The organism is Bacteroidales bacterium (genome assembly GCA_016709865.1).
Taxonomy (GTDB): domain Bacteria; phylum Bacteroidota; class Bacteroidia; order Bacteroidales; family VadinHA17; genus LD21.
Window position 1 is genome coordinate 285,932 of sequence record JADJLX010000001.1, and the last position, 26,824, is coordinate 312,755.

The following is a 26,824-nucleotide window of genomic DNA, read 5'->3' on the forward strand; positions in this document are numbered from 1 at the left end:
TTAGTATCTTTGGACTTTAAAATATGATTATATGAAAAGGAAATTACTCTATGCTGCCGGATTTTTACTAGTTGCTTTTTCGTTTAATGCCTGCGAAGGACTGACCTGTAAAGTTTGTTCACAGAATACATATAATTCTTCCGGATCACTGATTACAGCAGGCACAGAAACAGAATATTGTGATGCAGACCTGGTAAAGATTCAGGCTACTCCTGATGTTACGGTATTAGGGGTTACAACTAAATGGGTTTGCAGGTAATTAGTACCTGACTCCTATCATAGTCACGTCATCAACCTGAGAGTTGTCTCCGCGCCACTCTTCAAATATCTCATTTAGCCGCTCACCCTGCTTAAGCATTGGTTTTCCTGCCATTGCAATCAGGGTTTCTTTTAGTTGGGCAGACATAAATTTCTTCTCTTTCGGTCCGCCAAACTGGTCGCAATAACCATCAGAGAAAATATACATGGCATCTCCCTTCTGGAGATCAATCTCATTAAGGGTAAATGGTGTCATTTTATAATGAATGGCAACCGGCATCTTATCAGCCCGGTAATGAATAAGCTCATTGCCCCTGATCAGATAGAGCGGATTATTTGCTCCTGAGTAATAGAGTTTATTTTTGTCAAAATCAATAACAAGAACAGCGATATCCATTCCGTCCTTTATACTCTCTTCTTCGGCAACCTGTTTCAGTGCCTTAATAATACCGGCACGAAGTTCTTCAATTATCTGGTCGGGCATCAGGACATGCTTCCCGTTTACGATTTCATTTAGCATCGTTACTCCAAGCATGCTCATAAAGGCACCCGGAACTCCATGACCAGTACAGTCGGCTGCAATAATAACCTGAAGGTTCCCCTGGGATGAAACCCAGTAAAAGTCACCGCTTACAATAGCCAGCGGTTTATATAATACAAAGTGTTCCAGCTTATCGCTGAAGAGTTCAAGAGAAGGTATAAGTGCAGTTTGAATTCTCTTTGCATACATTATACTATCGGTAATATGCTTCTTCTGGTATGCAATCTGGTCACGCTGAGCTTCAGCAAGGTCTCTCTGCTGTTCAATCTCATCCTTCTGGGCTGATATAATCCGGTTTTTCTCCTCGAGCCTTATATTGGCTTCTTTCTTAATCTTATATCCTCTGTAGATATAGTACCCGAGAAAACTGACGAGGAGTAAAGCAAACAATACAAAATAGAGTATAAGTTTCTGTTTTTCAATAGCTTCCAGCTGGACTTTGATCTTGTTGTCCTGCTCTGAGATTCTTTTAAGCTGCTCATCAATCCTGGCTAACTGAAGGTTTATCTTTTCCTTTTGATTTGTCAGAGTATCCTTTTGTATCTGTACCTCTTTCTGCTGCAGAACAATAGTCTGCTTCTGAACAGTGATCTCACCCTGCTGTTTACTTATCTGGACAAACTGTCTGTCGAGAACTTTTTGTTTTTCATTAAGGGTTTTTTCTTTAATCGCAATCTCCTGATTAAGGCTGTCGAGATGAGCTTTTTGTCGTAGTATTTCAGCTTTCTGATTATTTATCATTTCAAGCTGTTGGCGAATAGTATCGCGCTGTATCACAATCTGTTCGCTCGCCTTTCCAAAAAGGTTTTCCCAGTCTTCCTTTGTTTTAATTGCCTGGGTAAGCATATTGGGATTAACGTTCATTCCGGCCTTTTTGATCATATCTTCATTCACACCATAGTTTGGCATTTGTCCCTTAACTCCCATGAAATTGATCATTGATTCCCTGAATTCATAGCCTTCTGTGATCAGCAATGTCTGATGACCTTCAAGTTTAGCTTTAACTTTATTAAGGTTAAATCCTTTTGCCTTATTTATATACAATACCTGAGTATGAAGAATGTCCTCCTCCCTTCTGAAAGCAACAAGTTCAACAGGTTTGTCCTGAATCGTCTTCCGGGTTTTCGCAAGGTTTCCCATTTCCCAGAAAAGTTCAGAGGTATTATCAAGAATCCCTATCCTGAATATTGCGGAATCTGCAAATCCGGGTCCGTAATCAATATATTTTGATATATCGAAGATAAATACAGAACGGGTCCCGTCGTCCAATCCTCCCTGGCTGTAACCATTACTGATAAACAATAACAATCCTAATGACAGGATTGAAGCTCTGATAAAGCGGATCTGTTTTAACATGTTATTCAGGTATTATTAATACGAATTTGCACAATTTTATTTTAGAAACCAAATCTGCCGGAGTCATGATCTTCCGGGAATGTTGATAAAATGTTAATAACTGCGGTATTATAGCAGTTCCTGCTGATTTTCTTATAGTAATTTTATAGATGTTTAAAAAATAGCGATAATGACCCTGAATATCAGCAACTTGGAGCTTGAAGGAAAAAATCTGGTAATTGTAGAGGATGATCTCCCATCGATAAAATACTATGAGACTCTGCTGAAGAATTCAGGCGCTGATGTTAAAATCTTTCGTACAGGCAAAGAATTTGTTGAATATCTAAATGAAGGAAAACCTGCAATAGATCTGGTTTTCATGGATTTTCTTATTCCTCTGATAAATGGTATTGAGTGCATCAGAATTTTCCGAAAAGAAAGAAAAGGTACTCCTGTAATAATGATTACCGCATACTCTTCCGAACAGGCAAAAACAGATGCTTATATTGCGGGCTGCAGTGAATATGTCCTTAAGCCTATTTATCCCGAGAAGATATTCTTCCTAATTGAAAAATATCTCAGAACAACCACAACTGTTTTCCAACAATAGTAATCAACCATACCTTTATCTAACCACAAAGGGCACAAAGAATTTACACGAAGGCCACAAAGGATTATTCTTAATAGGGACTATCGAATAAAAAAAATACTTTGTGTACTTTGAGTATCCTTTGTGTGCTTTGTGGTTAATGGATTTCGACTTCTAATTTCCGGAAGGCTGCACCATCTTCACATAGTCGGCATAATATCCTTCAAGTTTTGATGTTATCTCCTGACCCAGTTCGTTCTTACCATATGCCTCGCATGCATTTGCAACCCTTGATGTGTACTGGATAGCTGTTTGTATTTCAAACTCGGCTGAATTGATAATGTATGGCCTCTGTTTAAGATAATAGTCAAGCTGTTCAAAATAATACTTACTAAAATCGTTCGTCATAGCGACAGCTTTTTCGGTTGCTCCTGCAGCAAAATAGGCTTCAATAATATCTGCCACATAAGGATCATATGAAACCTTCTCAAGCGGCAGTGCATTCATACAATAATCAAGAACCTCTATTGCTTTCTCATTCTTTCCCTCAGCAACAAGTTCCTTTGCCAGTCTGGCATGATTAAGCCTTGCTTTGATAACAATTATTGTACGCTTATGGTTATAGTCAATATTTACCTTGGGATCATTTGCACCGCCCCAGGCAAATTTCTTAATCATATTCTCATACAAAATATCGGCATCTATCCTTCCATATTCAAGCCAGTTCTTATTTTGCGATTTAATAGGAACAAGTCTGAAAGCAAGTCCTTCAAGCTGAAAATATTCCTCAAGGCCAAAAGCATCATTGTGATATCCCGTTACAAAATAAATCGGGCGTTCCCATTTATTGTGTGCAAGTATGTCAAGGACAATGAGCTGACTTTTCAAAATTGAATTCCCCTTCAGTTTGATATCGATGTATGGAACAATTTTGTCGGCATCCTCAGGCTTAACTGTTCCGGAGGCGATAACTTTTGCTGCATCAACAGGGATCCTGATTATTTTTGTAGGCACAACATCGAGCATTTCAGTAGTCGAAACCTGAACTTTAGTGCCCTTATTATCACTTTTTATCCACTCGATCACAGTTGAAATGTCAACAGGGTCTTTTGTTTTTTCCACAATAAAAACCTGGTTGTTAATACCGTCATAATATTTTTTTACAGGCAGTGTAACAGGAAGAGGAGCAGATTCATATACTTTGTTTTTCATCTGGTTTATATACCAGTCTGTGTTAAGCAGCATCAGGTTGCAAACACGTATATCGGTTCTGGTTCCTTCAACTTCCTGTGCATACCATAACGGGAAGGTGTCGTTATCGCCGTTTGTAAACAGAATAGCGTTAGGAGCACACGAATTAAGATAGTTTTTTGCAACATCTCTTGCCAGATAACGTCCCGAACGGTCATGATCATCCCAGTTCTCTGAGCCCATAACCAAAGGTACAGCCACAAAACAGAGCACTCCGGCAACCGGTGCTGCAATTTTCTCGCTGACAACTTTTGAAAATAAATCGAATAAAGCAAGTACTCCAAGCCCTATCCATACAGAAAAGAAGTAGAAAGATCCTGTATAGGCATAATCTCTTTCTCTTGGCTGGTTCGGATACTGGTTCAGATAAATCACAATTGCTATTCCTGTCATTATGAAGAGGATACCGATTATTCCCCAGTTTCTGTTGTCGCGGTTGAGGTGATAAAACATACCTGCTAATCCAAGCAGGAAAGGAAGGAGGAAATACTTGTTCCGTGAAGTATCGTTTTTCTGTTCTGCAGGAAGATCTGCTGTTCCAAGTCTTGGTTCATCCAGGAATTTAATTCCTGTAATCCAGTTGCCGTTAACAGCACCACCTGTTCCCTGAGTGTCGTTCTGCTTTCCTGAAAAGTTCCACATGAAATACCTGAAGTACATATACCCAAACTGATAGGAAAACATAAACCTCAGATTCTCTCCGAAAGTCGGACGTCTTATTACTTTTTTCTCGCCTGCCTGGTCAGTTGTCTGAAGAGGAGTTCCTTTCACCTCTCCCCATTGTTCATATACGCTGATATGATCTTCCTGGTCGCTCCACATCCTTGGAAACAGGGTCATGAAACGCGGATCATAAATCCTTTCAAGATTTTTTCCGGTAATTATATATTTTCCTTTTTCAAGTGCATATTTGGGTTTACCATCTTTATAATCAGTAACAGGTGCATTATAATATGCCCCGTGAAAAAGCGGCCTCTGCCCATACTGCTCCCTGTTAAGAAAATAGAGCAGGTTGAATGGATTTGAAGGATTATTTTCATTAAGAGGAGTATCAGCTGTTGATCTGATGACGATAATTGCATTTGACGAATAACCGATCATTATAACCATTATAGCGGTCATTGAGGTATTGAGTATTGTTCTGCTCTTTCCCGCGATATACCAGATAAGTCCCGATACTGAAACAAGAACCAGAATATTAAGTATGGCAGAGCCGGAAATTATCCAAATACCAACAAAAAACAGAGCGGCAATGGCAAAGAGGGCATTTTTGGTTGTGTTATTTGAAGTAAAGGAGAACCTGACCGAAAGTATAAAAAGAGCAGCCAGCAAAATAATATGAAATGCCATTCCGCTGTTAACAGGAAGTCCCAGTGTATTTACAAAAAACAGATCAAATTTTGATGAGATAATTACAACTCCGGGCATGATCCCATACATCAGAAGTGCCAGAAGAGCAACAGAAGTTGACAAAGAAAAGAGAAATCCTTTCCATGAAAACTCAAACTTTTTGAAATAATAGACGAGTACAATAGCAGGCAGGGCCAGAAGGTTAAGAAGGTGAACACCTATCGACAGACCCATAAGAAATGCTATAAGGATCAGCCAGCGGTCGGCGTACTGCTCATCAGCCACATCTTCCCATTTCAGGATAGCCCAGAATACACAAGCAGTAAATAATGAGGATGTTGCATACACTTCTCCTTCAACTGCAGAAAACCAGAAAGAATCGGAAAAGGTATAAGCCAGTGAACCGACAAAACCTGCAGCCATAACTGCAATTAACCGGCCCTGACTGAATTTACTTTCGTCATTAAGCAGGATTTTTCTAGCAAGATGTGTAATTGTCCAGAACAAAAACAGAATTGTAAATGCACTTACAAGAGCTGACATAGCGTTCACCATTACAGCAACTTTTGATACATCACCTCCGGCAAAAAGAGTAAAGAAACGAGCCATAACCATAAATACCGGGTTCCCGGGAGGATGTCCGACTTCAAGTTTAAATGCGGAAGCAATGAATTCCCCGCAATCCCAGAGACTAGCAGTGGGTTCCAGTGTCATAAGGTAAGTAACAGCTGCAACAGCAAAAACTACCCATCCTGAAATGTTATTTATGAGCCTGTAATTCTTCATTTTATCTGTTTGTGTTTCCCGGAAAATCAAATATAAGATCAGCTGACGAAATTACTTATTTTTTTCAAACTACCGTCAACGGTTTACAGCTCACTTATTTTACTACTTTTGACCAATATTTGTTTGATAAATGAGATCATCTCTTTGTTTAATAATTCTATCATTATTCTTCTCTACCTGTATTGTCTCTGCCCAGTTTTACGAAACCGGACAGGATCCGGCATCTCTGAAATGGATGCAGATAAAAACAGGCAGGTTTACAGTTATTTATCCTGAAAAATATGATGCAGGAGGACGGGCTTTTGCTAAATCGCTTGACGAGGCTTATTCAAAATTAGTAACTCTCTTTCCTGAAAAAAAATTCAGAATTCCTGTAGTCATTCATAATTATTCCACCCGTTCAAATGGTTATGTTGCCTGGGCTCCCAAAAGAATGGAGATCTATCCTACTCCCGAGCAAAATACAATCCCTCTCGATCCGAATAGGCAACTTGCGGTACATGAACTCACACATGTTTTCCAGATGGAAGCATTAAACAGTGGATTTTCAAGATTAATGACAATTCCAATGGGAGAACAGTTCACCGGTATTGTTGCCTCTCTTCTTCCTCTCTGGTTCCTTGAGGGAGATGCTGTTTTTGCAGAAACATATCTTACAGGCTCAGGGAGAGGGAGAAGTCCCTCATTTCAGAAACAGCTTAAAGCACTCACAGTAGAAAAAAACGGCTATTACAGTTACGACAAAAGCCTGAATGGTTCATATCGTAACTTTGTGCCTGATCATTACCAGTATGGTTATCAGATGGTAACATGGTCGCTGGCGAAATATGATCCTCAGATCTGGAACAGGGTCCTGAAATTTACGGCAGAACAGCCATTCTCAATAGTTCCTGTAAACATAAGCCTCAACAAGAGTGCAGGACTGACAAAAAAGAGACTTTACCGGGAAGCATTTGATTCCCTCAGGAGTATCTGGACTGAAGATTCAGCGGAAGGAGATACTAGAGTTTATGAGACGATGAATCCTGATAAAAAAGGAAGATACATAAACTACTATTCACCTGTTTTTGCAGGAAAGGATAGTATTATATCAATTAAAACATCTCTTTCGGATCCTCCGGTATTCGTCCTTATAAAGCCATCTGAAAAGACAGAAAAAAGACTACATATACCAGGACAGATGTATCCGTGGTATATTTCGTACGGGAATGGGAAGATTGTATGGGTTGAAACAGAGGCGGATACCAGATGGGAGAACAGGGATTATTCTGTTATTAAAATCCTTGATCTTCGAAATAATATGACCAGAAAACTATCCCGAAAGACAAGATATCTTTCCGCCGCAATATCTCCCGACGGAAAAACAATCTGTGCTGTTGAAAACACAATTTCAAACATTAATAACCTTGTTCTGATAGAATCTGAGACAGGAAATATTCTTAAAAATATCCCGTCTCCTCAAAACCTCTATCTACAGCGACCACAGTGGTCTGGAGGTGGCAGGGAAATTACTGTTATTTATTTAACAGAGAGTGGTGAAGGAATTTTTTCATATTCTCCGGCAGAAAACTCCTGGAAAACTCTTCTGGAATCCGGAAACGAAGATATCCAGTCATCACAGCTCAGAAACGACTCCCTTTATTACATTACCTCACAATCAGGGACTGACAACGTCTTTCTCATAACACCTGATAAAAAGAAAACCGGTATTACAAGATCAAGATTCGGGGTAAGCGACCTTACATTGGATAACAACAGGATAATCTTCAGTGATTATTCATCTGACGGAAACTCCGTGTGCATTTCCGCATTATCAGATTATGATGAGCCACAGAATATTAGCTCTACGTCATTTCTGATTAACCGTGTAAACACTAAATCTGAAGAATTAATTCCGGCAGAGACAAGTGATTATAATCCTGTACCGTACAGAAAGTGGCAGCATCTTTTCAGATTTCACAGCTGGATGCCGTTTTACGCCGATCTGGAAGAGATAAAGACAGATCCGACCTCCCTGAGACCAGGAATTACATTATTGACACAAAATACTTTAAGTACCCTGACTTCAACAATCGGATATGAGTACTCACAGGAAAAGAATCATGTTATACACTCAAGGGTAACATGGAGTGGCTGGTATCCCGTTATTGAATCTCAACTCGACTATGGCGATGATCCCCAGATCTATAAAGTGGGAGAAACTGTTGGTGATCCCTCAGATATTCAGCCTGGCATAAGATTCTCGAATGCCGTTTCCTTCCCATTTCGCTTTTCATCCGGAAGATTCACAGAGTATCTTCGTCCGTCATTTACATCAGAATACCATAACAGATATGTGTTTCTTAAAGATATTGACGGAGGAACGTATGACTATGGTCAGACCATCTTTTCCGGCAGGGTATATTTTTCGAATTACACCCGCTCAGCTCTCCGTAACATATATCCAAAATGGGCACAGACAATTGATCTGAATTACTCCTATGCACCATTCGACAGGAGAATTTATGGAACAAGTATATCTCTGAAAACATCCTTCTTTTTCCCCGGATTATTACCTGATAACGGCATAAAAATAAGACTTGAAAAAGAGAAACAGGAAGTTGGAAAATACCTGTATAGTAACAGGGCATCTCTGCCCCGAGGATACAGGAATATCATTTCAAAAGACATTGAATTTCTTTCTGCCGATTATGTAATACCTCTGGCTTATCCCGATTTTAACATTTCCAGTATCCTCTATTTAAAAAGGATTAGAACAAGTCTTTTCTATGATTATGCCTCCGGAACAGGGAACTATTTTTTAGCCAAGGATCCCTCAGGGATGGCAACCAGCTACTATCACAACTACAATGAAACCTTCAAATCGTTTGGCTTTGAGTTGCTTGCAGATTTTCACATACTGAGAATCCCTTATATGATCTCCGGAGGTGTACAGACAGCCTGGAAGGATATAAAACAGAAACCTGTATTTGAGATTTTATTTAATATGGATCTTTTCGGAATGACGCTCGGAAAGAGAAACTTATAATCACCTATTTTGATAAGCCCCTTGCAGTGGATTTGATATTAATCCATGCCCTTTCGACATGCTCAATAGTTACATTTGTTTGTGCGGTTACCATTCTGAGAGTGTATTTCCCGTTTAAAACTGTATGGCTGAGATAGAGTTTCCCGGAATCATTCAGAAGATGATTCAGCTTCTCATTTATCTTGTTCAGTTGTTCATTACTATAACCGGCCGGCCTGTATCTGAAACAGACAACGCTTATAACCACCGGTGCAAGAATCTCAAAATCTGTCTCTTCTGAGATCATCCTTGCTAACTTTGAGGCAATATCTATATGGCAGCGTACTTTCTCCTTAAGGCCATCTGTTCCATAGCTCCTGATTACACTCCACAGCTTCAGTGCCCGGAACCTCCTGCCCAGAGGTACTCCCCAATCACGATAGTCGTTTACTTTTCCACGTGTCCTGGTCTTGAGATACTCGGGGAGAACCTCGAAAGTCCGGATAAGAGTACCTGCATCCTTTACAAAATATGCTGTACAATCGAAGTTCGTAAACATCCATTTATGCGGATTAAATACAAAACTGTCGATATATTCTTTCCCGTCGAGCATCCATTGAAACTCGGGCAAGATAAGGGCCGTGCCGGCCATTGCGGCATCAACATGAAGCCAGACACTATTCTTGCTGCAAATCTCTCCTACTGCCCTTAATGGGTCTATAGCTGTCGTTCCGGTTGTACCGAGAGTTGCTACTACACAACATGGAACAAAACCCCGCTTGATATCTTCCGTTATTGCTTCCTCCAGCTTTTCAGTATTCATTGAAAAGTCATCTCTTACAGGGACCTTAATAAGGTTTTTTCTGCCAATTCCACTTATTTTAACAGCCTTTTCCACTGAAGAGTGAGTCTGATCTGAGCAATAGACTCTAAGGATTCCAGCACTTTCAGCACCTTCCGCATTAACAGAAAATTCTGTAACTTTCTCACGGGCAGTGAGTATCGCAGCCAGGGTAGCCGTTGAGGCTGAATCCTGTATTACACCTTCAAATCCTTCAGGCAGGCAAATCATATTCCTGAGCCAGATCATCATCTTCTCTTCCAGTTCAGCAGCAGCAGGAGATGTTTCCCATATCATACACTGTGCTCCGAGTGCAGATACAAGCATCTCCGCAAGAACTGAAGGAGGACTTGTGTTAGCTGGAAAATACGCAAAGAAACTGGGATTCTGCCAGTGAGTTATACCCGGCATAATTATCTCCTCAAAGTCCTTCATCAGAGCACTGAAGGGTTCTGATTCAGATGGAGGAGTGTCAGGAATTTTGTTAAATATATCTCCCGGGGTAACTGATGATTTTACAGGATATTTTTCCACATTTTCCATATAACCTGCCATCCAGTCGACAAGTTCATGGGCATGTTTCCGAAATTCATCAGGATTCATTCTGTAGAGCTTATTTCACAGAATCGGCCAACAGGATTATCTTGTTGGCTTTAACTTCAATCACACCACTGCTGATTTCAAAAACCTTTTCTTCACCTTCCGTTTCAACCATTGTTACTATGCCCTGCTCAAGGGTGGAAATAATCGGTGCGTGATCTTTCAGAACCTGAAAGGATCCCTTCTTACCGGGGACTCTTACAGATTTAATATCGCCTTCGTATACTTTTTTATCAGGTGTGATAATCTCTATTTTCATCAGAAAATATTTTTATTTTGATTGGGCAAGGATCTTTTCGCCCTTTTCAATAGCATCTTCGATCGTACCAACAAGCATAAATGCAGACTCAGGATACTGGTCAACCTTTCCATCCATGATCATGTTGAATCCCTTTATTGTATCTTCAATAGAGACAAGTGCTCCCTTTATACCTGTAAATGATTCAGCAACAGTGAATGGCTGTGAAAGGAATCTCTGAACCCTTCTTGCACGGTGAACAACAAGCTTGTCGTCTTCCGAAAGTTCGTCCATACCTAGGATTGCAATAATATCCTGAAGTTCGTTATATCTCTGTAATAGCTCTTTAACACGCTGAGCGCAGTTATAATGGGCTTCACCGACTATTTCGGCAGTCAGGATCCTCGATGTTGAATCGAGCGGATCAACAGCCGGATAAATACCAAGTTCTGAAATTTTCCGGCTTAATACAGTAGTTGCATCGAGGTGGGCAAATGTTGTAGCAGGTGCCGGGTCGGTAAGGTCATCAGCAGGTACATAAACAGCCTGAACTGATGTTATTGATCCGTTCTTTGTTGAAGTAATACGTTCCTGCATCATACCCATCTCAGTGGCCAGAGTAGGCTGATAACCAACTGCTGAAGGCATCCTTCCAAGAAGTGCAGAGACCTCAGAACCAGCCTGTGTAAACCTGAATATGTTATCCATAAAGAACAGGATGTCTCTTCCACCACTTTTCCCGTCTCCATCCCTGAAATGTTCAGCAACGGAAAGACCAGAAAGAGCTACTCGTGCTCTTGCTCCGGGAGGCTCATTCATCTGTCCGAATACCAGTGCAAGCTTTGATTCTTTGAGAGCATCTTTATCAACTGTTGAGAGATCCCATCCCCCCGATTTCATGTTTTCAAGAAAATCCTTACCATAGTTTATAACACCTGCCTCAAGCATCTCACGCAGAAGGTCGTTTCCCTCCCTTGTTCTTTCACCTACTCCTGCAAACACAGAAAGTCCGGAGTATGCTTTTGCAATATTATTGATGAGTTCAAGGATAACAACTGTCTTACCAACACCTGCACCGCCGAACAGACCAATTTTACCACCCTTTGAATAAGGCTCGATAAGGTCAATTACTTTGATACCGGTAAACAAAATTTCTTTTTCAGTAGAAAGGTCATCATATTTAGGAGGTTTTCTGTGAATAGGGTAACCTCCTGTTTTATCAAGAGTTCCGATACCGTCGATTGCTTCACCGGTAACATTCATAAGCCTGCCTCTGATCTGTTCACCGATCGGCATTGTTATTGGGAGCCCGGTAGCAATTACATCCATACCTCTGCGCAGACCGTCTGTTGAGTCCATAGCAATTGTCCTAACGGTTCTCTCACCGATATGCTGCTGACATTCTACAACAAGAACAGTGCCGTCGTCTCTCTTAATTTCAAGAGCATCAAAGATATCTGGCATTTCATAACCCTGTTTCTCAAAAGTGACATCAACCACTGGTCCGATGATCTGGCTGATTTTCCCGGTATTCTGTGACATATGAATTTATTATTTATTAAAGTTTTACAGAAGATACAAATTTAATAATTTATGAGTATCAGCAATAACTAATAATTGAAATAATTATTCTATTTTTCTATCTTTATCAGCATAACCCAGAGAAACTATTTATAACTATTTAAAAAAGTAAAATATGAAAAAGCTTGTTCTGACATTAGTACTTATTTTATCTGTTCTCTCCACTGTGAATGCACAGTTCACTAAAGTTGGAGGAGGATTGGCTCTGAGCAGCGGATTCCCTTTTCATCAGATGGATTATCCTGAAAACAGGAGCGGTATTATGGCTGTTTCATTTAAGGGAATATATGAGATAAGTGTCCCCCTTCATATCTCCCCATCTTTTACTTTTTTCTATCCAAATATTACAAAATTTCAGGTAGAAAAAGTTAAGGTCTCTTCAATGATGTTTGATATTAATGGTCATTATGTATTCAATTCTCTTGACAAATATGAGTTCTACGGAATTGCAGGACTTGATATATTATTAGCAAAGAAAAAGAATGATTATGAATCTTCCGTGGATTATACTGAGTCAGATAATGCTCTGGGGCTTAACATTGGTATAGGAACATATATGAAAATGACCGAAACGATGGATATTTACGGTGAAGCGAAATATGTCTTCAACAACAAATACAATCAGTTTATGCTGAATGTAGGTGTGCTTCTTAATATTGACTGGATGAAGAAAAACGAAAATTCCGAACTATAGATTATTTATCTCTTCCGATAAGCGAGCTGGCCAGTTGTGCCAGCTCTTTTTTTCTTTCACTTTCAACACTTACTCTATCAAGTAGTCCAAAAGCTGTGTTTATATACTCATTTGCCAGCTCTTCTGTTACAGATCTTATATTTAGATGATCATATATGGTAACTACCTCCTTCACTTTCTCCTCAGGATTGAATTCTTTAAGTGAATATAGTGTCTTAAGTTCTTTCAATTCTTTTCCTGATGCAATCTCTAGCGCTTTTACCAGCAAAAATGTCTTCTTATTTGAAATGATATCCCCGCCGGCCACTTTCCCAAAAACCCGGGTATCTCCATACGCGTCAAGAAGATCATCCTGTATCTGGAATGCCAGTCCAAGGTTTCTTCCAAACTCATAAAGCAGATCTGAATCCTTATCCCCTGCGCCACCGATTACAGCACCAATCCTGACGGCTGCAGCCAGCAAAACTGAAGTTTTCAGTTCTATCATCCGGATATACTCATTCTGCGAAACTATCGTTGCTTTTTCAAAATCGATATCAAGCTGCTGTCCGACACATACTTCTACAGCTGCTTTGTTAAAGATCCTGAAGACTTTAGCCATACAGTGCAAAGGGGCCTGCAGGAAACAGTCATTTGCTATAAAGGCCATCACATCACCTGAAAGAACAGCCTGATTAATATTCCATTTGGTATGAACTGTCGGGAAATTTCTTCTTACAGGAGCCTGATCCATAATATCATCATGTACCAGTGTAAAATTATGGAAGACCTCTATTCCTGTAGCTGGCATAACAGCCTCATCGATTTTGTCATTGTACAGGTTACAAGCCATCAGGGCAAGAACCGGCCTAAGACGTTTTCCGCCAATTGAAAGAATATATTTAACAGGGTCTATTAGTTTTTCTGCCTCCGTGTTGTACGAAAGATTTAAGATAGCCTTTTCGACTAAGTCTTTTAGTTCAGCCTGATTATACATTATCGTTATCCTCTCAGAGCCTCAGCACCACTTACAACTTCAAGTATCTGGTTTGTTATTGTCGCCTGTCTTGCTTTGTTGTACTGCAGGGTAAGATCCCTAATCATGCTTGTTGCATTGTCAGTTGCCTTGTGCATTGATGTCATTCTGGCTCCATGTTCCGCTACAAAAGAATTAAGTATCGCTTTATAGAACTGAATTTTAAGGGATTTCGGAATAAGTTCCTTAACTATTTCCTCCTGGGTTGGTTCATATATGTAATCTGTCGGAGCCAGAGCTGTTTTTCCTTCCGTAATTGTACTTACCGGGAGAAATTGTTCATTTGTAAGGATCTGAACTGCTGCATTTTTAAACTGGTTATACACGAGTTCTATTCTGTCAAATTCCTTCAGGGTAAAACTCTTCATTACCTGTTCTGCAACACCGGCAACGTTATCAAATGTAAGATCGTGAAGTAGATTATTCTGATCCTGAAGCATGTTAATTTTAAGCTTTCTGAAGAAGTCGTATCCCTTCTTACCGATTGGCAGAAGCCATACATTATTGTTCTTGTATTGTTCTGAGTATTTTTCGGTAATGATTCTTCGTGTCTCTTTTATAACATTCGTATTAAATGCTCCGCAAAGACCGCGGTTTGAGGTGATTACAACAATTAGCACTTTTTCAGGACTGGATTGTCTCCCATATACGTTTTCAATCTCAGAGTCTGCCAGACTCTGATTGAGTCCTACAAGAATCTCGTATAATTTGTTTGCATATGGACGAAGCCGTACTATTTTATCCTGTGCTTTTCTCAACTTTGCAGCAGAAACCATTTTCATGGCTGAAGTAATCTGTCGCGTTGATTTGACAGAGGTTATCCTAATCCTTATTGCTTTTAAATTCGCCATTTAAAGTTCATTTATTCAACCCCGAAGTCTTAATCTGCCTGATATTTCATTGCTAATTCTGTTGCAACTTTCTCGAGGGTTTTTGTGATATCATTGTTAAGGATCCCATCCCGAAGACTGTCAAGCACATCGCGGTGTTTAAGTTCCATAAACTCGAGAAATTCACTTTCAAAGTTTTTAACCTTACTTGTGGGAACATTCTTTAACAAACCCATTGTTCCGCAATAAATTATTGCAACCTGATTTTCAACAGTCATTGGTGCATACTGTGGCTGTTTAAGAATCTGAACGTTTTTGGCACCTTTATTAAGAATAGCCAGTGTTGTTGCATCCAGATCGGAACCAAATTTGGAAAATGCTTCAAGTTCACGATACTGGGCCTGGTCAACCTTAAGTGTACCGGCTATTTTCTTCATCGATTTGATCTGAGCGTTACCACCCACCCTCGACACTGAAATACCAACGTTGATAGCCGGTCTTACACCAGAGTTAAAGAGGCTTGATTCGAGAAAGATCTGACCGTCTGTTATAGAAATAACATTGGTAGGAATATAGGCAGAAACGTCACCGGCCTGTGTTTCAATTATAGGAAGTGCTGTTAATGATCCTCCTCCTTTAACCATATGTCTTATAGATTCAGGAAGGTCATTCATTTTTTGTGCAACCTCGTCTGATTCAATGATTTTAGCAGCTCTTTCCAGAAGTCTGGAGTGCAAATAGAATACGTCGCCGGGATATGCTTCACGTCCAGGTGGACGACGAAGCAGGAGGGAGACCTCCCTGTATGAAACAGCCTGTTTTGAAAGGTCATCGTAAATGATCAAAGCATCGCGGCCTGTATCGCGGAAAAATTCACCAATAGCGGCTCCTGCGAAAGGTGCATAGAACTGCGATGCGGCAGGATCAGAAGCCGTAGCAAGTACAATAACAGTATACTGAAGAGCTCCGTGTTCCTCTAGAGTTGCAGCAATATTTGCAACTGTTGAACCCTTCTGACCGATAGCTACATAAATGCAATATACAGGCTTTCCTTTTTCGAAATTACTTTTCTGATTGATAATAGTATCTATGGCAATAGCTGTCTTTCCGGTCTGCCTGTCGCCGATAATCAATTCACGCTGTCCGCGTCCGATCGGTATCATTGCATCGATTGCCTTGATTCCGGTCTGCAGAGGCTGCCTGACCGGCTGACGGAAAATAACCCCGGGGGCTTTTCTTTCAAACGGAAGATTATATAATTCTCCGGTTATCGGACCTTTTCCATCGAGAGGCTGGCCTGTAGGACTGATAACCCTTCCAAGCAATCCTTCACCTACACCCAGTGATGCAATTCTACCCGTTCTTTTTACTATATCGCCTTCATTTACCTCTTCGGTCGGTCCGAGCAATACAGCTCCTATATTGTCTTCCTCCAGGTTCAGAACAATAGCTTCAATTCCATTTTCAAATACAATCAGCTCATTCGACTGAACATTTGAAAGTCCGTAAATACGGGCTATCCCGTCACCAACCTGAAGCACGGTTCCTACTTCCTCAAGTTCAACACCGGTCTGTATCCCTTCGAGTTGCTGTTTGAGAATCTTTGAAACTTCTGCTGGTTTAATATTTGCCATATTATGTTATCTTAAAATACTTTAATACTACTATGCAATTATGAGACTACAAGGCCTCCTAATAACTCTTTTCTAATTTTTCTTAATTTATTCTGAATGCTGGCATCAATGTAATTATCATCGACACGCAGAATGAATCCCCCAACTATAGAAGGATCCACGATTTCCTGAAGATCTACCTTTGTGGAAAATATACTGGAAATAAGATCGGTAATTTGTTTTTTTACCTTGGGATCCACCTTAACTGCTGTTGTAAGAACTGATTCAGTTATTCCCCTGTATTTCCTGGTCTCATTAATAAATTCTCTGGCAATTGCAGGCAGGTTACTCTCTCTGCCGTTTTTAACTACAAGATCGATAAGAGAAAGGGTAACTTTCTCGACATTGCCTTCCAGCATCTTGTGTAAAATTGCTGTCTTTTTAGAAGGTATAATTATTGGACTATGCAGAAATTCCTTTGTTTCGGGTAATTTGCATACCTCAGCAATAAAGATCATATCCTCATTTACTTTATCGATGATCTTTTTTTCGAGTGCTGACTGAAACAGAGCCCTTGAATACCTTACAGATATTTTGCCGTCGTTCATTACAGATTATTCTTCCTAGTTCTTATTGAAATCAATCTCTTTCAGGTAATTATCAATCAGCTTTTCCTGTTCACCTGTTTGCTTCAGTTTTTCGCCAAGCAGGCGCGATGCGATCTCCACGGAGATACTGGCAACCTGTTCGTGAATTTCAGAGAGTGCTTTGCGCTTTTCGCTTTCGATTCCTGCTCTTGCTTTTTCAACAAGTTTTTCAGCCTCTTCAGATGCCTTTCCTTTAGCTTCAGAGATTAGTTTATCGCGCACTTCCCTTGCTTCCTTCAGAATAACTTCGCGTTCTTCTCTAGCTTTACGAAGGATAGCTTCATTGTCGCTTTTCAGCTTGAGCATTTCTTCTCTTGCTTTTTCAGCTGACTCGAGTGAGCTTCTGATCATTTCATCCCTGGCCTTAACAGCAGCAAGAATAGGTTTCCAGGCAAATTTTGTAAGAATCAGAAAGAAGAGCCCGAAAATCAGTGCAGACCAGACAAGCGTCCCGATTGCAGGAGTGGTCAGACTGTTTGCTAATAATATCATAATATTGTTTTTTTACAATTAGTTAAAAATGAAGCACTGCAACCAACCGTTGCAGGCTTCAGTTTCTTAAGTTACTACATAAGAGCAACTACAATTGCGAACAAAGCAGCTCCCTCAATAAGGGCCGCTGAAATGATCATTGCAAGCTGTATCTTTGAATAAGCTTCCGGCTGGCGTGCGATTGCATCCATGGCCGATCCGCCGATTCTACCAATACCGAGGCCGGCTCCGATTACCGCCAGACCTGCTCCAACTGCTGCTAATGTACCTGTCATAATTTCAAATATTTAGTTAAACAAAAATTCTAATGATGTTCCTGAACTGCCATACTGATGAACAGAGCAGAAAGTAAAGTAAAAATATATGCCTGAAGGAATGCCACCAGAAGTTCGAGGCAATCCATAAAAATCACAAAGAATATTGAAACAGGAGCTAATGCAAGTGAGTCGAAGATAAAAATCAGACAAATAAGACTAAGCACAATAATATGTCCTGCCGTGATATTTGCAAAGAGACGAATCATCAGAGCAAAGGGTTTTGAGAACAGACCGATAATTTCAACTGGTATCATTACCGGCAGAAGCCAGAATGGAACACCTGGTGTGGCAAAGACATGTTTCCAGTATGCTTTATTTCCGCTGAACTGTGTCACAAGGAATGTGCAGGTAGCGAGAAGAAAGGTAATTGCTATGTTCCCTGTAACGTTTGCTCCAAATGGCGGCGGAAATGGAATAAGTCCCATCAGGTTATTTATAAGTATGAAAAAGAATACCGTAAGAAGGTAAGGCATGTATTTTTCATATTTATGACCGAGATTGGGAATTGCCACATCGTCGCGGACAAATAAAACAACAGGCTCAAGAAAACTCTGAATCCCTTTAGGGTGGCTAATGCCTGTTTTTTTGTAGGAGCGTGCAAGAGAAAGAAACAGGAAGAGTCCTATTAATGCGGCCGATAACATTCCAATAACTGTTTTTGTCATAGAAAGGTCAAGCGGAAGATTTTCTTCGTCAATAACGCCTGCCTCGCTTATGTTGACAATTTTTCCTTTAAGATCGCCTTCTTCTTCAATTTTGAATCCCTTGTATTCGTGTCCATGTGCAAGATGCTTTGAGGAAAAAACATTCACCCCTTTTTCTTTACTGTAGACGATTACCGGCAGATAAATGGCTACACTGCTGCCATCTTTCTTTGTCCAGAGATGCCACTCGTGCGAATCAGCAATGTGTTCAAGTATATACGTGCTGGCTTTGAATTTTTCTTTACCTTCCTCTTTTTCCTCACCATGTTGCCCAAAGGCAGGTCCAGTGGTAACGGCAAAGAGAAGAAACAGGAAAAAGCCGATCAATTTATTTGTTTTCAAATCAGTATTGGTTTTATAACGATCTGTTTTTCAGTGTTTTCAATATAATTGATACTGAAAACAAAGTGAGTGTTAAATATAAAACAAAAAATATTAAAACAGATGGTAAAGAAGTTTTTTTAGCAACAATAAACCAAACAAGTGCAAGAAACATCTCGAGAAGGAACTTCAGGCCAATGGCAACAAAGCTGTGAAGTGTCTGACTTTCCGGATCTTTAGTCTGGCCCCTTAAAAAAATGATAATTGTAATTACAGCTATAATTGAGAACAGAAGAGTAAGTAATAAAATATTGCTTAAGGAGAGAGCTGTGTCGCTGTAGGAGACATACAGATATCCTGCGCTGCCAATCAGAATATTGATACACAGAAGTATCAGGGAATATTTATAGATCGGTTTCAAAAAGATGTCACTTAATAAAGCCTTTTATGGCTGTATAGATTGCTGCAAAAACTCCCAGGAGCGAGAGTACAATTGTGAAAACAGGTGTTTCAAATCCTGTCAGTTTATCAAGTTTTGTTCCACCCCAGGTAGTTATAAGTATGATTCCAATCATCTGGAATGCAATGCCTGAGTATTTTGCAAAGTTGTTGAGTCCCTTATTTTCCTGACTTATCAGGTTCTTTTTCTTTTGTGGTTGAGTTTCCTCCATTATTGTCGTTGTCACTCATTTTGCAGTTTCCTGAGAACTTGGCACCAGGCTCGATTGAAAGTTTTGAAGTAGCAATATCTCCTAGAATTTTTGAAGAAGCTTTTAAATTAAGCAATTGCCCCACTGTAATTCTGCCTTCAACGATTCCTGAAACTTCCGAGTTTTTACATATAACCTCACCGCTAATTTTTCCTGTTGGTCCAATAACAACTTTCCCCTTGGTATTCAGACTCCCCTTTAGTGTTCCATCGATCCGTATATCGCCATTGGAAATAATATCGCCTGTTATATCTGTTCCGTTACTGATAAGATTAATAGTAGTGTTATCTACCTCGTTGTATTTTGCCATAATATTAAAAGGTTTATTATAGGTTTAAACTTATTAACTCACAAATATAAAAACTATTGCAGATTAAAAGAAAAGAGGCTGAACTCTTTTGAGTCAGCCTCCGATAATATTTTAATTACAATTCCGGTTATTTAGGATCATATGCCCACTTAAGATATATCGAACCCCATGTAAAGCCGCCACCAAATGCTGCCAGGATCAGAATATCTCCTTTTTTAAGCTTATCCTCATATTCCCACATGCATAAAGGAATTGTTGCAGTGGTTGTATTACCATAATTCTGAATATTAATCATAACCTTTTCCGGGGCAAGTCCCATTCTTCTCCCGGTAGCGTCAATAATACGAAGATTGGCCTGATGGGGAACCAGCCAAGATATATCTTCTGACTTAAGGTTATTTTTTTCCATGATCTCGGCAGCAACGTCTGCCATATTGGAAACTGCAAATTTGAAAACGCTCTGTCCTTCCTGATATATAAAATGTTCTTTCGCATCAATAGTCTCGTATGAAGCAGGCTTTACAGATCCACCGGCTTTCATGTGAAGATATTTGCGGCCTGAACCGTCAGTTTTGAAAATATGGTCCATTATCCCATATTCTTCTGTTGTCGGCTCAAGTAACACGGCACCGGCTGCATCGCCGAAAAGAGGACATGTTGTACGGTCGGTATAATCAGTTATTGAGGACATCTTATCAGCACCGACAACGACAACTTTCTTGTATCTCCCGGATTCAACATAAACAGCGCCTGTCTGTAATGCGAAAAGAAATCCGGAGCATGCAGCATTTAAGTCGAAACTGAATGCATTTTTTATACCGCATTTATCAGAGATGATATTCGCAGTTGCGGGAAAAGCCATGTCGGGAGTTACTGAACAGCAGATAAGCAGGTCAACTTCTTCAGGAGCAGTATTTGTTTTCAGTAATAAGCCTTTAACAGCCTGCTCTCCAAGATCTGAACTTCCCAGTCCCTCTCCTTTTAGTATCCTTCTTTCTTTTATTCCGACCCTCTGCATTATCCATTCGTCGGAAGTATCGACCATCTTTGAAAGTTCCTGATTTGTCAGCTTGTATTCCGGCACCCAGGCGTTAATTCCTGTAATAGCTGCCCGTAACTTTTCCATAATTATATTGCTTCTTTAATCATTTGAGCCAGGTTAGCGTGCACAACTGCCCTGGTCTGCCGGACCATATTCATAATAGCCCTTCTTTTCGATATTCCGTGACCGATAACAACATTGGCATTGATACCGACAATAGGAGTACCTCCGATATTTTCCCAATCGAGGCGATCAAAAAATTCGTCTTTAAGATTTCTGTTTTTATAGATATGATGAAATGATTCTCCCTGTTTCAGAATAACATTTCCGACAAAGCCATCACAGACAATTACATCTGTCATCTTTTCCCTGAAAAGGTCATTTCCTTCAATATTTCCAACAAAATTTATTCCGGGATGCTCTTTCATCAGTTCATATGCAGCCTTTACCGCAGGAGTTCCTTTGGTCTCTTCCTCACCAATATTGATTAAAGCTACGGTAGGATTTTCTGCACCAAGAACATATTTGGCATAAATACTTCCGAGAACACCATACTGGAGAAGTACATCAGGTTTGCAATCAGGATTTAAACCCACATCAAGTATTACAGAATCGCGGTTATCGATACATGGAAGTACTGTTGCCAGGGCCGGACGTAATACACCGGGGATAACATTTACTGTGTAGCTTGCGCCAACCAGCATTGCACCTGTATTCCCGGCACTGCAAAATCCATCCAGACTGCCGTTTTTCAGCATCCCGTAACCGACTGCGATACTTGAATTTTTTTTCTGAGAAAAGGCTTTGGCTGGATGATCGCCCATCTCAATTACCTGTGTTGTATGAACAATCTCAAAAAGCGAAGGCTCTACCTTCATCTCATTTAACTTACTGCGAATGGCTACCTCATCCCCAATAAGAATAAGGTTCTCATCTGCTTTTAAATGCTGAAGGGAATCTACTGCGCCCTCAATGATTGCATCAGGTGCATAATCGCCACCCATGACATCAAGGCCAATTCTCATAGTACTTATTTTAAGTTAAAGAAGTTAAGCTGTAGCTTTCTTCTCAATAGCAAGTTTGCCTCTGTAAAATCCGCACTCAGGGCATACCCTGTGATACAGAACTGAAGAACCGCAGTTTGAGCAGCTACCTACCTGAGGAGCTGTTGCTTTATAATGTGTTCTGCGCTTATCTCTTCTGGTTTTCGAATGTTTGTGTTTAGGATTTGGCATTTTCTTCTGTATTTAATTGTTATTCATTAATTTCTTCAACTCATTCCATCGCGGATCTTCTTCCTGATCCTCCTCTATTATAAACTCATCAAGCTTCTTCAACATCTCCGGATCACATGTGCTATCGCCATCAGGATCGTTTGGGTGAACCCTTTTGATCGGCAGCGCAAGAAGAATAAATTCATAAATATGCTGCTGCAGATCAAGTTCATTTTCCCCAACCGGCAAAGATAGAATGTCAGGATCAGTATCTTCTATGGCCTTTCCAAATTTAACCAGAAGTCTGTTTTCACAGACTACCGGGTGAAAAAACATCTCAAGACACCTGTCACAGCAGATTCTAACGTTGCCGGAAATCCTTATTGCAAGATCCAGATGCGAGGATCTTTTATCCATTACAACATTTGCAACAAGGCTACCTTCCTTAACTTCCGACTCTTCAATATGTTCAAAAAACTTATTATCAATCTCAAAATCAATAGTGTGCCGTCCTTCCTTTAATCCGCTTAGCGGTATAGTATATCTTCGGGACATCTCTTTAAATTTTGGTTTGCAAAAATATGAATCCTTCTTCAATTAAAAAAATTATCAACAAAAAAGTAACATTAAATGCCTTAAAAGACCAATCACCGATATAAAAACGCCATTCACCGATTTCTTCTCTGTAATCTTTTTAGTGTGCCTTACTTTTGACATAAATAAATAATCTGAGTTATGGGACACAAAAATTTTTATCACGAACATGAGAGAGAACACCACCCCAGAGTTGGTGTTGGACTGTTCTTCATTCTTCTCGGAGCAGCACTTCTGATAGCTACAAATGATCTTCTTAACCTGGGAAGCGTCAGTGAATATTTCACATGGCAGACAGTTTTAATATTTATCGGAGCACTCCTTTTACTTAATCTTCAGTTCGTAGGAGGACTAATAATGATTGCCCTGGGAGTCTGGTTTCTGCAGGATAAGATCTTCATGATCCCTAACGATGTCTTTCATACCTATTACTGGCCGGCTGTAGTAGGACTTGTTGGACTCTCATTTATATTATCATCGTTTTTTAAACGCAGAAAATAAAGAATCTTATTCAAAAACAAATAAATTTACAGTTATGGAAACAAATGAAAATTTCAAAGATGAACGTCGTAGTCACAGACACGAGAATCATCCGCTTCAAAATAACAGGGCAATTATCGGAGTTGTTCTGGTACTCCTTGGCTTATTTCTTGTAATGAGGAACACTGGCGTCTTCCCGGAATTTATTGAAGATATCATTTTCAGCTGGCCTATGCTTCTGGTAACAATTGGTCTTGTAATAACAATAGGATCTTCCGGAAGTAAGACTTCAGGGATCATTGTTATGGCTGTCGGTGCATTTTTCCTGATACCTCATATCTTCAGAGAAACCTTTGATGTTAACATGTTCTGGCCTTCAATTTTTATAATTATCGGAGTAGTTTTCATATTCTCAAAGCGGCGGGGATGGAATTCAGTTACTACCACAGCCCAGGTTGGAGATGACTATATAGATTATGTTCATGTTTTCAGCGGAGGGGAGAGACAGATTGTTTCTGAAAATTTCAGGGGCGGAAAAGTAAGCGCAGTATTTGGAGGAAGCGAAATAGACCTTACAAAAGCAAAACTTGCTCCCGGTGTTTCAGAACTTGAAATAGCATGCGTTTTTGGCGGCACAACAATTATTGTACCCGACGACTGGAATGTAAAAATTGAAGTTGTTCCTGTTCTCGGCGGATTCGGCGACTCACGTAAATTACACCCCGGAAGAACAATTGACTTAAGCCGTCAGCTGATTATAAAAGGAGCTGTTGTGTTTGGCGGAGGCGAAGTAAAAAGTTACTAAAATACTGTAATGAAACATCCTGTATTTCAGAACAGAGTACGTTTGATAGTATGGTGGCTGATCTGGCTCTTCCTTGCGGCGGGCCAGTCGCTGCTTTTCTATTTCGCCTTCGGAAGTTTCAGCAATATTGGAGTAATTGACAGCCTTTTGTCACTATTGATCTATTCCGGACTGGCACTTTCATTATGGTATCCTTTCAGTTTCTTTAATTCATCAAAACCGTCAGTTCCTGTTCTTGTCGGGAACCTGGTTGCAAGCGGTGCAGTTTCAGTTATTATTTGGGTCCTGGTCACAAAGCTTATTATGCAATCCATTTTACCTGAGGGAAACAACTACCAGGCCTATTATGACGCCACTTTCTCATACAGGGTTGGAACCGGAGTATTCATTTACGGACTGATAATTCTTACTTATTATCTCTTTATTAGTCTTACAAATCTCTCAGAAAAAAATGCAAAAGAGGCCCGTCTTGAAAGCCTGGTAAAAGAGACCGAACTTAAAATGCTGAGGTCGCAGATAAATCCCCATTTTCTGTTCAACAGCCTGAACTCAATCAGTTCACTCACTGTAACCGACCCTGAAAAGGCGAGGACTATGGTTGTTAAACTTTCTGATTTTATGAGATATGCGCTTTCCAGAAAAGATGAACAGCCTGTCTCGCTTCAGAGTGAACTGGATAATCTTCGCTTATATCTCGAAATAGAAAAGGTAAGGTTTGGAGATAAGCTGACAACGGAGGAAAACATAGAAACCAACTGTCTTGATTTCAAACTACCGGTCATGCTTCTGCAACCACTCTACGAAAATGCTGTCAAGCATGGCGTTTATGAAAGTACTGAAACAGTCAGGATTATTACAGAAGCCAGAATGATCGACGGATTTATTGAAATAATAATTAAAAACAATTACGACACAGTACCTTCTTTAAGGAAGGGAACCGGTACAGGATTATTAAATGTGACCAGAAGGCTTGAATTGTTTTACGGGAATAAAGCATCAATAAAAACAACAAAAGAGAACAACATATATACTGTAACACTCTATATACCAGCTGGTGTTTCATAAATTTCAGGGTTCTTTTTTTACCGCTGAGCATCGCTGAGAAAAAGCAGAGAGCCGCTGAGATGAATTTGTAAAGAACGCACCTCTGCGGCTCTCAATTATATTCTCTGTGGCCCTCTGCGGTAAACAAACCTCAAAACATCAGAATTTTCAAACAACATCCGGTTTACTGATCTTTCGAACTCAATTATTTCATAAATTTAGGGTGCAGAAAATATAGGTTTTTCAAATACAAGGAATCTGGAAAAAATGGAAAAGATAAAGATCATCATAATAGACGACGAAACACCGGCAAGAGAGTTAGTCAAGCACTATTTAAAGGAAGTTGACGACATTGAAGTTATTGCCGAATGTGCAGATGGTTTTTCCGGACTTAAATCTATCTCAACGCTGAAACCCGACCTGGTATTCCTGGATATCCAGATGCCAAGACTTACCGGTATTGAGTTGGTTGAAGTCCTTACAGAGAAACCTGAAATTATTTTTGCTACTGCTTATGATCAATTTGCCTTAAGGGCTTTTGAACTTAATGCAGTTGACTATATTATGAAACCTTATGAAAAAAGAAGGTTCCTTGAAGCTGTAAAAAAAGCAATTGATAAGATAAGATCCGGGGCAGGAAATAATGTCCCGGCAAATCAACTCCTTGCACAAAAGCCTGAACTACCTGCCCCGGTAAACAGGATAGTCGTGAGAAAAGCCAATTCTATAAATATCATCCCTGTTGATCAGGTAAGATATGTTGAGGCACAGGATGATTATGTTATGATATATCATGCTACAGGAAAGGCTCTGAAGCAACAGACAATGAAATACTACGAGGAAAACCTCCCGAAATCGGATTTTGTCAGAATTCACCGCACTTACATTGTTAATGTTGCAGAGATAAAACAAATCGAACCCTACGGGAAAGATAACCATGTGGCAGTCCTGAACTCAGGAGATAAATTGCCGGTTAGCCGGTCGGGGTATAAGCAGCTAAGAGAAGATTTGGGATTCTGAAATCCATTAACCGCAAAGAACACAAAGACATTACGCAAAGGGCACAAAGAGCTTAATAACAACGCTTTTACTTTGTGTACTTCGTGATTACTTTGTGTCCTTTGTGGTTAAAAAATCTATCTTTTAAGACGGTTTGATTTTTTCCAGTTACTTAATGGTTTATACCTGCGAAAATGAATGAGAGGGACCGGGTCATAGCCGTGAGTGCCCCCAGGCCTGCATCTTAAAATCCTGCCTGTTCCCATAATCAATCCAAGAAGAGGTCCGTGTAACTTAAGTGCATCAAGCATATATTGAGAGCAGGAAGGCTCATGCCTGCAGCCGGGTCTGATAAATGGAGATATTGAGTACCTGTAAAAATGAACAGGAAGGGCTAAAAGAAAAGATAAGACAGAATTAATCCTTTTTATCATTCAGCAAAGATAATAACTGTTTGACTAGTTACAATGACAGTGAAGCCGGGGCTGAACCGGTTTTGCCATTGTGCCTTTGCGCCAATGTGCCTTTACGCCATTTATTTATGACAAAATGTCAATACCTGCTAAAAGTTAAAGGTTTGGCAGTACTTTTGCAGTGGTATTTCAAAATAAATTAA

The 26,824-nt window shown here is 40.0% G+C and carries 28 protein-coding genes; 8 read left to right on the forward strand and 20 right to left on the reverse strand.

What is annotated here, in order from left to right:
• Window positions 1–31: 31 nt before the first annotated feature.
• Window positions 32–259, forward strand: coding sequence for a hypothetical protein (locus IPJ16_01305; GenBank protein ID MBK7625831.1), 228 nt, complete (start codon window positions 32–34; stop codon window positions 257–259).
• Here the strand turns inward: IPJ16_01305 and IPJ16_01310 are convergent, their stop codons facing one another.
• Window positions 260–2,155: a DUF4154 domain-containing protein gene (locus tag IPJ16_01310; GenBank protein ID MBK7625832.1), complete on the reverse strand. Its 1,896-nt coding sequence runs from the start codon at window positions 2,153–2,155 to the stop codon at window positions 260–262.
• A 169-nt stretch (window positions 2,156–2,324) separates the two neighbouring features.
• On the opposite strand from IPJ16_01310, the gene IPJ16_01315 reads away from it, so the two are divergent.
• Window positions 2,325–2,744 (forward strand): response regulator, encoded by a 420-nt coding sequence (locus IPJ16_01315; protein ID MBK7625833.1) that lies wholly within the window; start codon window positions 2,325–2,327, stop codon window positions 2,742–2,744.
• 153 nt (window positions 2,745–2,897) lie between these two features.
• Here IPJ16_01315 and IPJ16_01320 read toward each other — a convergent pair whose 3' ends face one another.
• The gene (locus IPJ16_01320; GenBank protein ID MBK7625834.1) at window positions 2,898–6,110 is read right to left on the reverse strand and encodes a DUF2723 domain-containing protein; all 3,213 of its coding nucleotides are present in this window, start codon (window positions 6,108–6,110) and stop codon (window positions 2,898–2,900) included.
• Between the two features lie 130 nt (window positions 6,111–6,240).
• Between IPJ16_01320 and IPJ16_01325 the strand changes: the two genes are divergently transcribed.
• Window positions 6,241–9,138, forward strand: a complete 2,898-nt coding sequence (locus IPJ16_01325; GenBank protein MBK7625835.1) for a hypothetical protein — start codon at window positions 6,241–6,243, stop codon at window positions 9,136–9,138.
• Window positions 9,139–9,142: 4 nt separating this feature from the next.
• On the opposite strand, the gene IPJ16_01330 is transcribed toward IPJ16_01325, so the two are convergent.
• From IPJ16_01330 to IPJ16_01340, 3 genes are read right to left on the reverse strand one after another with little or no spacing between them, the layout of a single operon-like run.
• Window positions 9,143–10,561: an aminotransferase class I/II-fold pyridoxal phosphate-dependent enzyme gene (locus IPJ16_01330; protein ID MBK7625836.1), complete on the reverse strand. Its 1,419-nt coding sequence runs from the start codon at window positions 10,559–10,561 to the stop codon at window positions 9,143–9,145.
• Window positions 10,562–10,571: 10 nt separating this feature from the next.
• Window positions 10,572–10,817, reverse strand: coding sequence for an ATP synthase F1 subunit epsilon (atpC, locus tag IPJ16_01335; GenBank protein MBK7625837.1), 246 nt, complete (start codon window positions 10,815–10,817; stop codon window positions 10,572–10,574).
• 12 nt (window positions 10,818–10,829) lie between these two features.
• Window positions 10,830–12,338 carry a F0F1 ATP synthase subunit beta gene (locus tag IPJ16_01340; GenBank protein MBK7625838.1) on the reverse strand — a complete coding sequence of 503 codons (1,509 nt, stop codon included), beginning with the start codon at window positions 12,336–12,338 and terminating at the stop codon, window positions 10,830–10,832.
• A gap of 154 nt (window positions 12,339–12,492) precedes the next feature.
• Here IPJ16_01340 and IPJ16_01345 point away from each other — a divergent pair, with 154 nt between their 5' ends.
• Window positions 12,493–13,071 (forward strand): outer membrane beta-barrel protein, encoded by a 579-nt coding sequence (locus tag IPJ16_01345; protein MBK7625839.1) that lies wholly within the window; start codon window positions 12,493–12,495, stop codon window positions 13,069–13,071.
• Between the two features lies 1 nt (window position 13,072).
• Here the strand turns inward: IPJ16_01345 and IPJ16_01350 are convergent, their stop codons facing one another.
• From IPJ16_01350 to IPJ16_01415, 14 genes are all read right to left on the reverse strand, one after another.
• Entirely contained in the window at window positions 13,073–14,047 is a 975-nt protein-coding gene (locus tag IPJ16_01350) for a polyprenyl synthetase family protein (GenBank protein ID MBK7625840.1), read from the reverse strand.
• A 5-nt stretch (window positions 14,048–14,052) separates the two neighbouring features.
• A complete protein-coding gene (gene atpG / locus IPJ16_01355; GenBank protein MBK7625841.1) occupies window positions 14,053–14,937 on the reverse strand; it encodes an ATP synthase F1 subunit gamma in 885 nt (294 codons plus the stop codon).
• Window positions 14,938–14,966: 29 nt separating this feature from the next.
• On the reverse strand, window positions 14,967–16,550 hold the full coding sequence (locus IPJ16_01360) for a F0F1 ATP synthase subunit alpha (GenBank protein ID MBK7625842.1): 1,584 nt from the start codon (window positions 16,548–16,550) through the stop codon (window positions 14,967–14,969).
• A gap of 38 nt (window positions 16,551–16,588) precedes the next feature.
• Window positions 16,589–17,137 carry an ATP synthase F1 subunit delta gene (atpH, locus tag IPJ16_01365; protein MBK7625843.1) on the reverse strand — a complete coding sequence of 183 codons (549 nt, stop codon included), beginning with the start codon at window positions 17,135–17,137 and terminating at the stop codon, window positions 16,589–16,591.
• Window positions 17,138–17,152: 15 nt separating this feature from the next.
• Window positions 17,153–17,668 (reverse strand): F0F1 ATP synthase subunit B, encoded by a 516-nt coding sequence (gene atpF / locus IPJ16_01370; GenBank protein ID MBK7625844.1) that lies wholly within the window; start codon window positions 17,666–17,668, stop codon window positions 17,153–17,155.
• A 74-nt stretch (window positions 17,669–17,742) separates the two neighbouring features.
• Window positions 17,743–17,943: an ATP synthase F0 subunit C gene (atpE, locus tag IPJ16_01375; protein ID MBK7625845.1), complete on the reverse strand. Its 201-nt coding sequence runs from the start codon at window positions 17,941–17,943 to the stop codon at window positions 17,743–17,745.
• A 29-nt stretch (window positions 17,944–17,972) separates the two neighbouring features.
• Window positions 17,973–19,031, reverse strand: coding sequence for a F0F1 ATP synthase subunit A (atpB, locus tag IPJ16_01380; GenBank protein MBK7625846.1), 1,059 nt, complete (start codon window positions 19,029–19,031; stop codon window positions 17,973–17,975).
• Window positions 19,032–19,044: 13 nt separating this feature from the next.
• A complete protein-coding gene (locus IPJ16_01385) occupies window positions 19,045–19,431 on the reverse strand; it encodes a hypothetical protein (protein MBK7625847.1) in 387 nt (128 codons plus the stop codon).
• A 7-nt stretch (window positions 19,432–19,438) separates the two neighbouring features.
• Entirely contained in the window at window positions 19,439–19,681 is a 243-nt protein-coding gene (locus IPJ16_01390) for an AtpZ/AtpI family protein (GenBank protein MBK7625848.1), read from the reverse strand.
• Window positions 19,629–20,030 (reverse strand): polymer-forming cytoskeletal protein, encoded by a 402-nt coding sequence (locus IPJ16_01395; protein MBK7625849.1) that lies wholly within the window; start codon window positions 20,028–20,030, stop codon window positions 19,629–19,631. The genes IPJ16_01390 and IPJ16_01395 overlap by 53 nt, the downstream gene beginning before the upstream one ends.
• Before the next feature lie 127 nt (window positions 20,031–20,157).
• Window positions 20,158–21,156, reverse strand: a complete 999-nt coding sequence (locus IPJ16_01400; protein MBK7625850.1) for a ketoacyl-ACP synthase III — start codon at window positions 21,154–21,156, stop codon at window positions 20,158–20,160.
• 2 nt (window positions 21,157–21,158) lie between these two features.
• Window positions 21,159–22,097, reverse strand: coding sequence for a phosphate acyltransferase PlsX (gene plsX, locus IPJ16_01405; GenBank protein ID MBK7625851.1), 939 nt, complete (start codon window positions 22,095–22,097; stop codon window positions 21,159–21,161).
• 24 nt (window positions 22,098–22,121) lie between these two features.
• Window positions 22,122–22,307: a 50S ribosomal protein L32 gene (gene rpmF, locus IPJ16_01410; GenBank protein MBK7625852.1), complete on the reverse strand. Its 186-nt coding sequence runs from the start codon at window positions 22,305–22,307 to the stop codon at window positions 22,122–22,124.
• Between the two features lie 12 nt (window positions 22,308–22,319).
• Window positions 22,320–22,841 carry a DUF177 domain-containing protein gene (locus IPJ16_01415; protein MBK7625853.1) on the reverse strand — a complete coding sequence of 174 codons (522 nt, stop codon included), beginning with the start codon at window positions 22,839–22,841 and terminating at the stop codon, window positions 22,320–22,322.
• A 180-nt stretch (window positions 22,842–23,021) separates the two neighbouring features.
• Between IPJ16_01415 and IPJ16_01420 the strand changes: the two genes are divergently transcribed.
• The 4 genes from IPJ16_01420 to IPJ16_01435 all read left to right on the forward strand — a co-directional run bounded on the left by IPJ16_01420 (window position 23,022) and on the right by IPJ16_01435 (window position 26,229).
• Window positions 23,022–23,381, forward strand: a complete 360-nt coding sequence (locus tag IPJ16_01420; protein ID MBK7625854.1) for a hypothetical protein — start codon at window positions 23,022–23,024, stop codon at window positions 23,379–23,381.
• A gap of 34 nt (window positions 23,382–23,415) precedes the next feature.
• A complete protein-coding gene (locus IPJ16_01425; GenBank protein MBK7625855.1) occupies window positions 23,416–24,165 on the forward strand; it encodes a hypothetical protein in 750 nt (249 codons plus the stop codon).
• A gap of 9 nt (window positions 24,166–24,174) precedes the next feature.
• A complete protein-coding gene (locus IPJ16_01430) occupies window positions 24,175–25,230 on the forward strand; it encodes a histidine kinase (GenBank protein ID MBK7625856.1) in 1,056 nt (351 codons plus the stop codon).
• A gap of 246 nt (window positions 25,231–25,476) precedes the next feature.
• Window positions 25,477–26,229 (forward strand): LytTR family transcriptional regulator DNA-binding domain-containing protein, encoded by a 753-nt coding sequence (locus IPJ16_01435; GenBank protein MBK7625857.1) that lies wholly within the window; start codon window positions 25,477–25,479, stop codon window positions 26,227–26,229.
• A gap of 116 nt (window positions 26,230–26,345) precedes the next feature.
• On the opposite strand, the gene yidD is transcribed toward IPJ16_01435, so the two are convergent.
• Window positions 26,346–26,630, reverse strand: coding sequence for a membrane protein insertion efficiency factor YidD (gene yidD, locus IPJ16_01440; protein MBK7625858.1), 285 nt, complete (start codon window positions 26,628–26,630; stop codon window positions 26,346–26,348).
• Window positions 26,631–26,824 lie beyond the last annotated feature (194 nt).

What these genes read in the sequence shown, in the direction of transcription:
- IPJ16_01305 (MBK7625831.1), top strand. Translation starts at nt 32, where the DNA reads ATGAAAAGGAAATTACTCTATGCTGCCGGATTTTTACTAGTTGCTTTT.
- IPJ16_01310 (MBK7625832.1), bottom strand. Translation starts at nt 2,155, where the DNA reads ATGTTAAAACAGATCCGCTTTATCAGAGCTTCAATCCTGTCATTAGGA.
- IPJ16_01315 (MBK7625833.1), top strand. Translation starts at nt 2,325, where the DNA reads ATGACCCTGAATATCAGCAACTTGGAGCTTGAAGGAAAAAATCTGGTA.
- IPJ16_01320 (MBK7625834.1), bottom strand. Translation starts at nt 6,110, where the DNA reads ATGAAGAATTACAGGCTCATAAATAACATTTCAGGATGGGTAGTTTTT.
- IPJ16_01325 (MBK7625835.1), top strand. Translation starts at nt 6,241, where the DNA reads ATGAGATCATCTCTTTGTTTAATAATTCTATCATTATTCTTCTCTACC.
- IPJ16_01330 (MBK7625836.1), bottom strand. Translation starts at nt 10,561, where the DNA reads ATGAATCCTGATGAATTTCGGAAACATGCCCATGAACTTGTCGACTGG.
- atpC (MBK7625837.1), bottom strand. Translation starts at nt 10,817, where the DNA reads ATGAAAATAGAGATTATCACACCTGATAAAAAAGTATACGAAGGCGAT.
- IPJ16_01340 (MBK7625838.1), bottom strand. Translation starts at nt 12,338, where the DNA reads ATGTCACAGAATACCGGGAAAATCAGCCAGATCATCGGACCAGTGGTT.
- IPJ16_01345 (MBK7625839.1), top strand. Translation starts at nt 12,493, where the DNA reads ATGAAAAAGCTTGTTCTGACATTAGTACTTATTTTATCTGTTCTCTCC.
- IPJ16_01350 (MBK7625840.1), bottom strand. Translation starts at nt 14,047, where the DNA reads ATGTATAATCAGGCTGAACTAAAAGACTTAGTCGAAAAGGCTATCTTA.
- atpG (MBK7625841.1), bottom strand. Translation starts at nt 14,937, where the DNA reads ATGGCGAATTTAAAAGCAATAAGGATTAGGATAACCTCTGTCAAATCA.
- IPJ16_01360 (MBK7625842.1), bottom strand. Translation starts at nt 16,550, where the DNA reads ATGGCAAATATTAAACCAGCAGAAGTTTCAAAGATTCTCAAACAGCAA.
- atpH (MBK7625843.1), bottom strand. Translation starts at nt 17,137, where the DNA reads ATGAACGACGGCAAAATATCTGTAAGGTATTCAAGGGCTCTGTTTCAG.
- atpF (MBK7625844.1), bottom strand. Translation starts at nt 17,668, where the DNA reads ATGATATTATTAGCAAACAGTCTGACCACTCCTGCAATCGGGACGCTT.
- atpE (MBK7625845.1), bottom strand. Translation starts at nt 17,943, where the DNA reads ATGACAGGTACATTAGCAGCAGTTGGAGCAGGTCTGGCGGTAATCGGA.
- IPJ16_01390 (MBK7625848.1), bottom strand. Translation starts at nt 19,681, where the DNA reads ATGGAGGAAACTCAACCACAAAAGAAAAAGAACCTGATAAGTCAGGAA.
- IPJ16_01395 (MBK7625849.1), bottom strand. Translation starts at nt 20,030, where the DNA reads ATGGCAAAATACAACGAGGTAGATAACACTACTATTAATCTTATCAGT.
- IPJ16_01400 (MBK7625850.1), bottom strand. Translation starts at nt 21,156, where the DNA reads ATGGAAAAGTTACGGGCAGCTATTACAGGAATTAACGCCTGGGTGCCG.
- plsX (MBK7625851.1), bottom strand. Translation starts at nt 22,097, where the DNA reads ATGAGAATTGGCCTTGATGTCATGGGTGGCGATTATGCACCTGATGCA.
- rpmF (MBK7625852.1), bottom strand. Translation starts at nt 22,307, where the DNA reads ATGCCAAATCCTAAACACAAACATTCGAAAACCAGAAGAGATAAGCGC.
- IPJ16_01415 (MBK7625853.1), bottom strand. Translation starts at nt 22,841, where the DNA reads ATGTCCCGAAGATATACTATACCGCTAAGCGGATTAAAGGAAGGACGG.
- IPJ16_01420 (MBK7625854.1), top strand. Translation starts at nt 23,022, where the DNA reads ATGGGACACAAAAATTTTTATCACGAACATGAGAGAGAACACCACCCC.
- IPJ16_01425 (MBK7625855.1), top strand. Translation starts at nt 23,416, where the DNA reads ATGGAAACAAATGAAAATTTCAAAGATGAACGTCGTAGTCACAGACAC.
- IPJ16_01430 (MBK7625856.1), top strand. Translation starts at nt 24,175, where the DNA reads ATGAAACATCCTGTATTTCAGAACAGAGTACGTTTGATAGTATGGTGG.
- IPJ16_01435 (MBK7625857.1), top strand. Translation starts at nt 25,477, where the DNA reads ATGGAAAAGATAAAGATCATCATAATAGACGACGAAACACCGGCAAGA.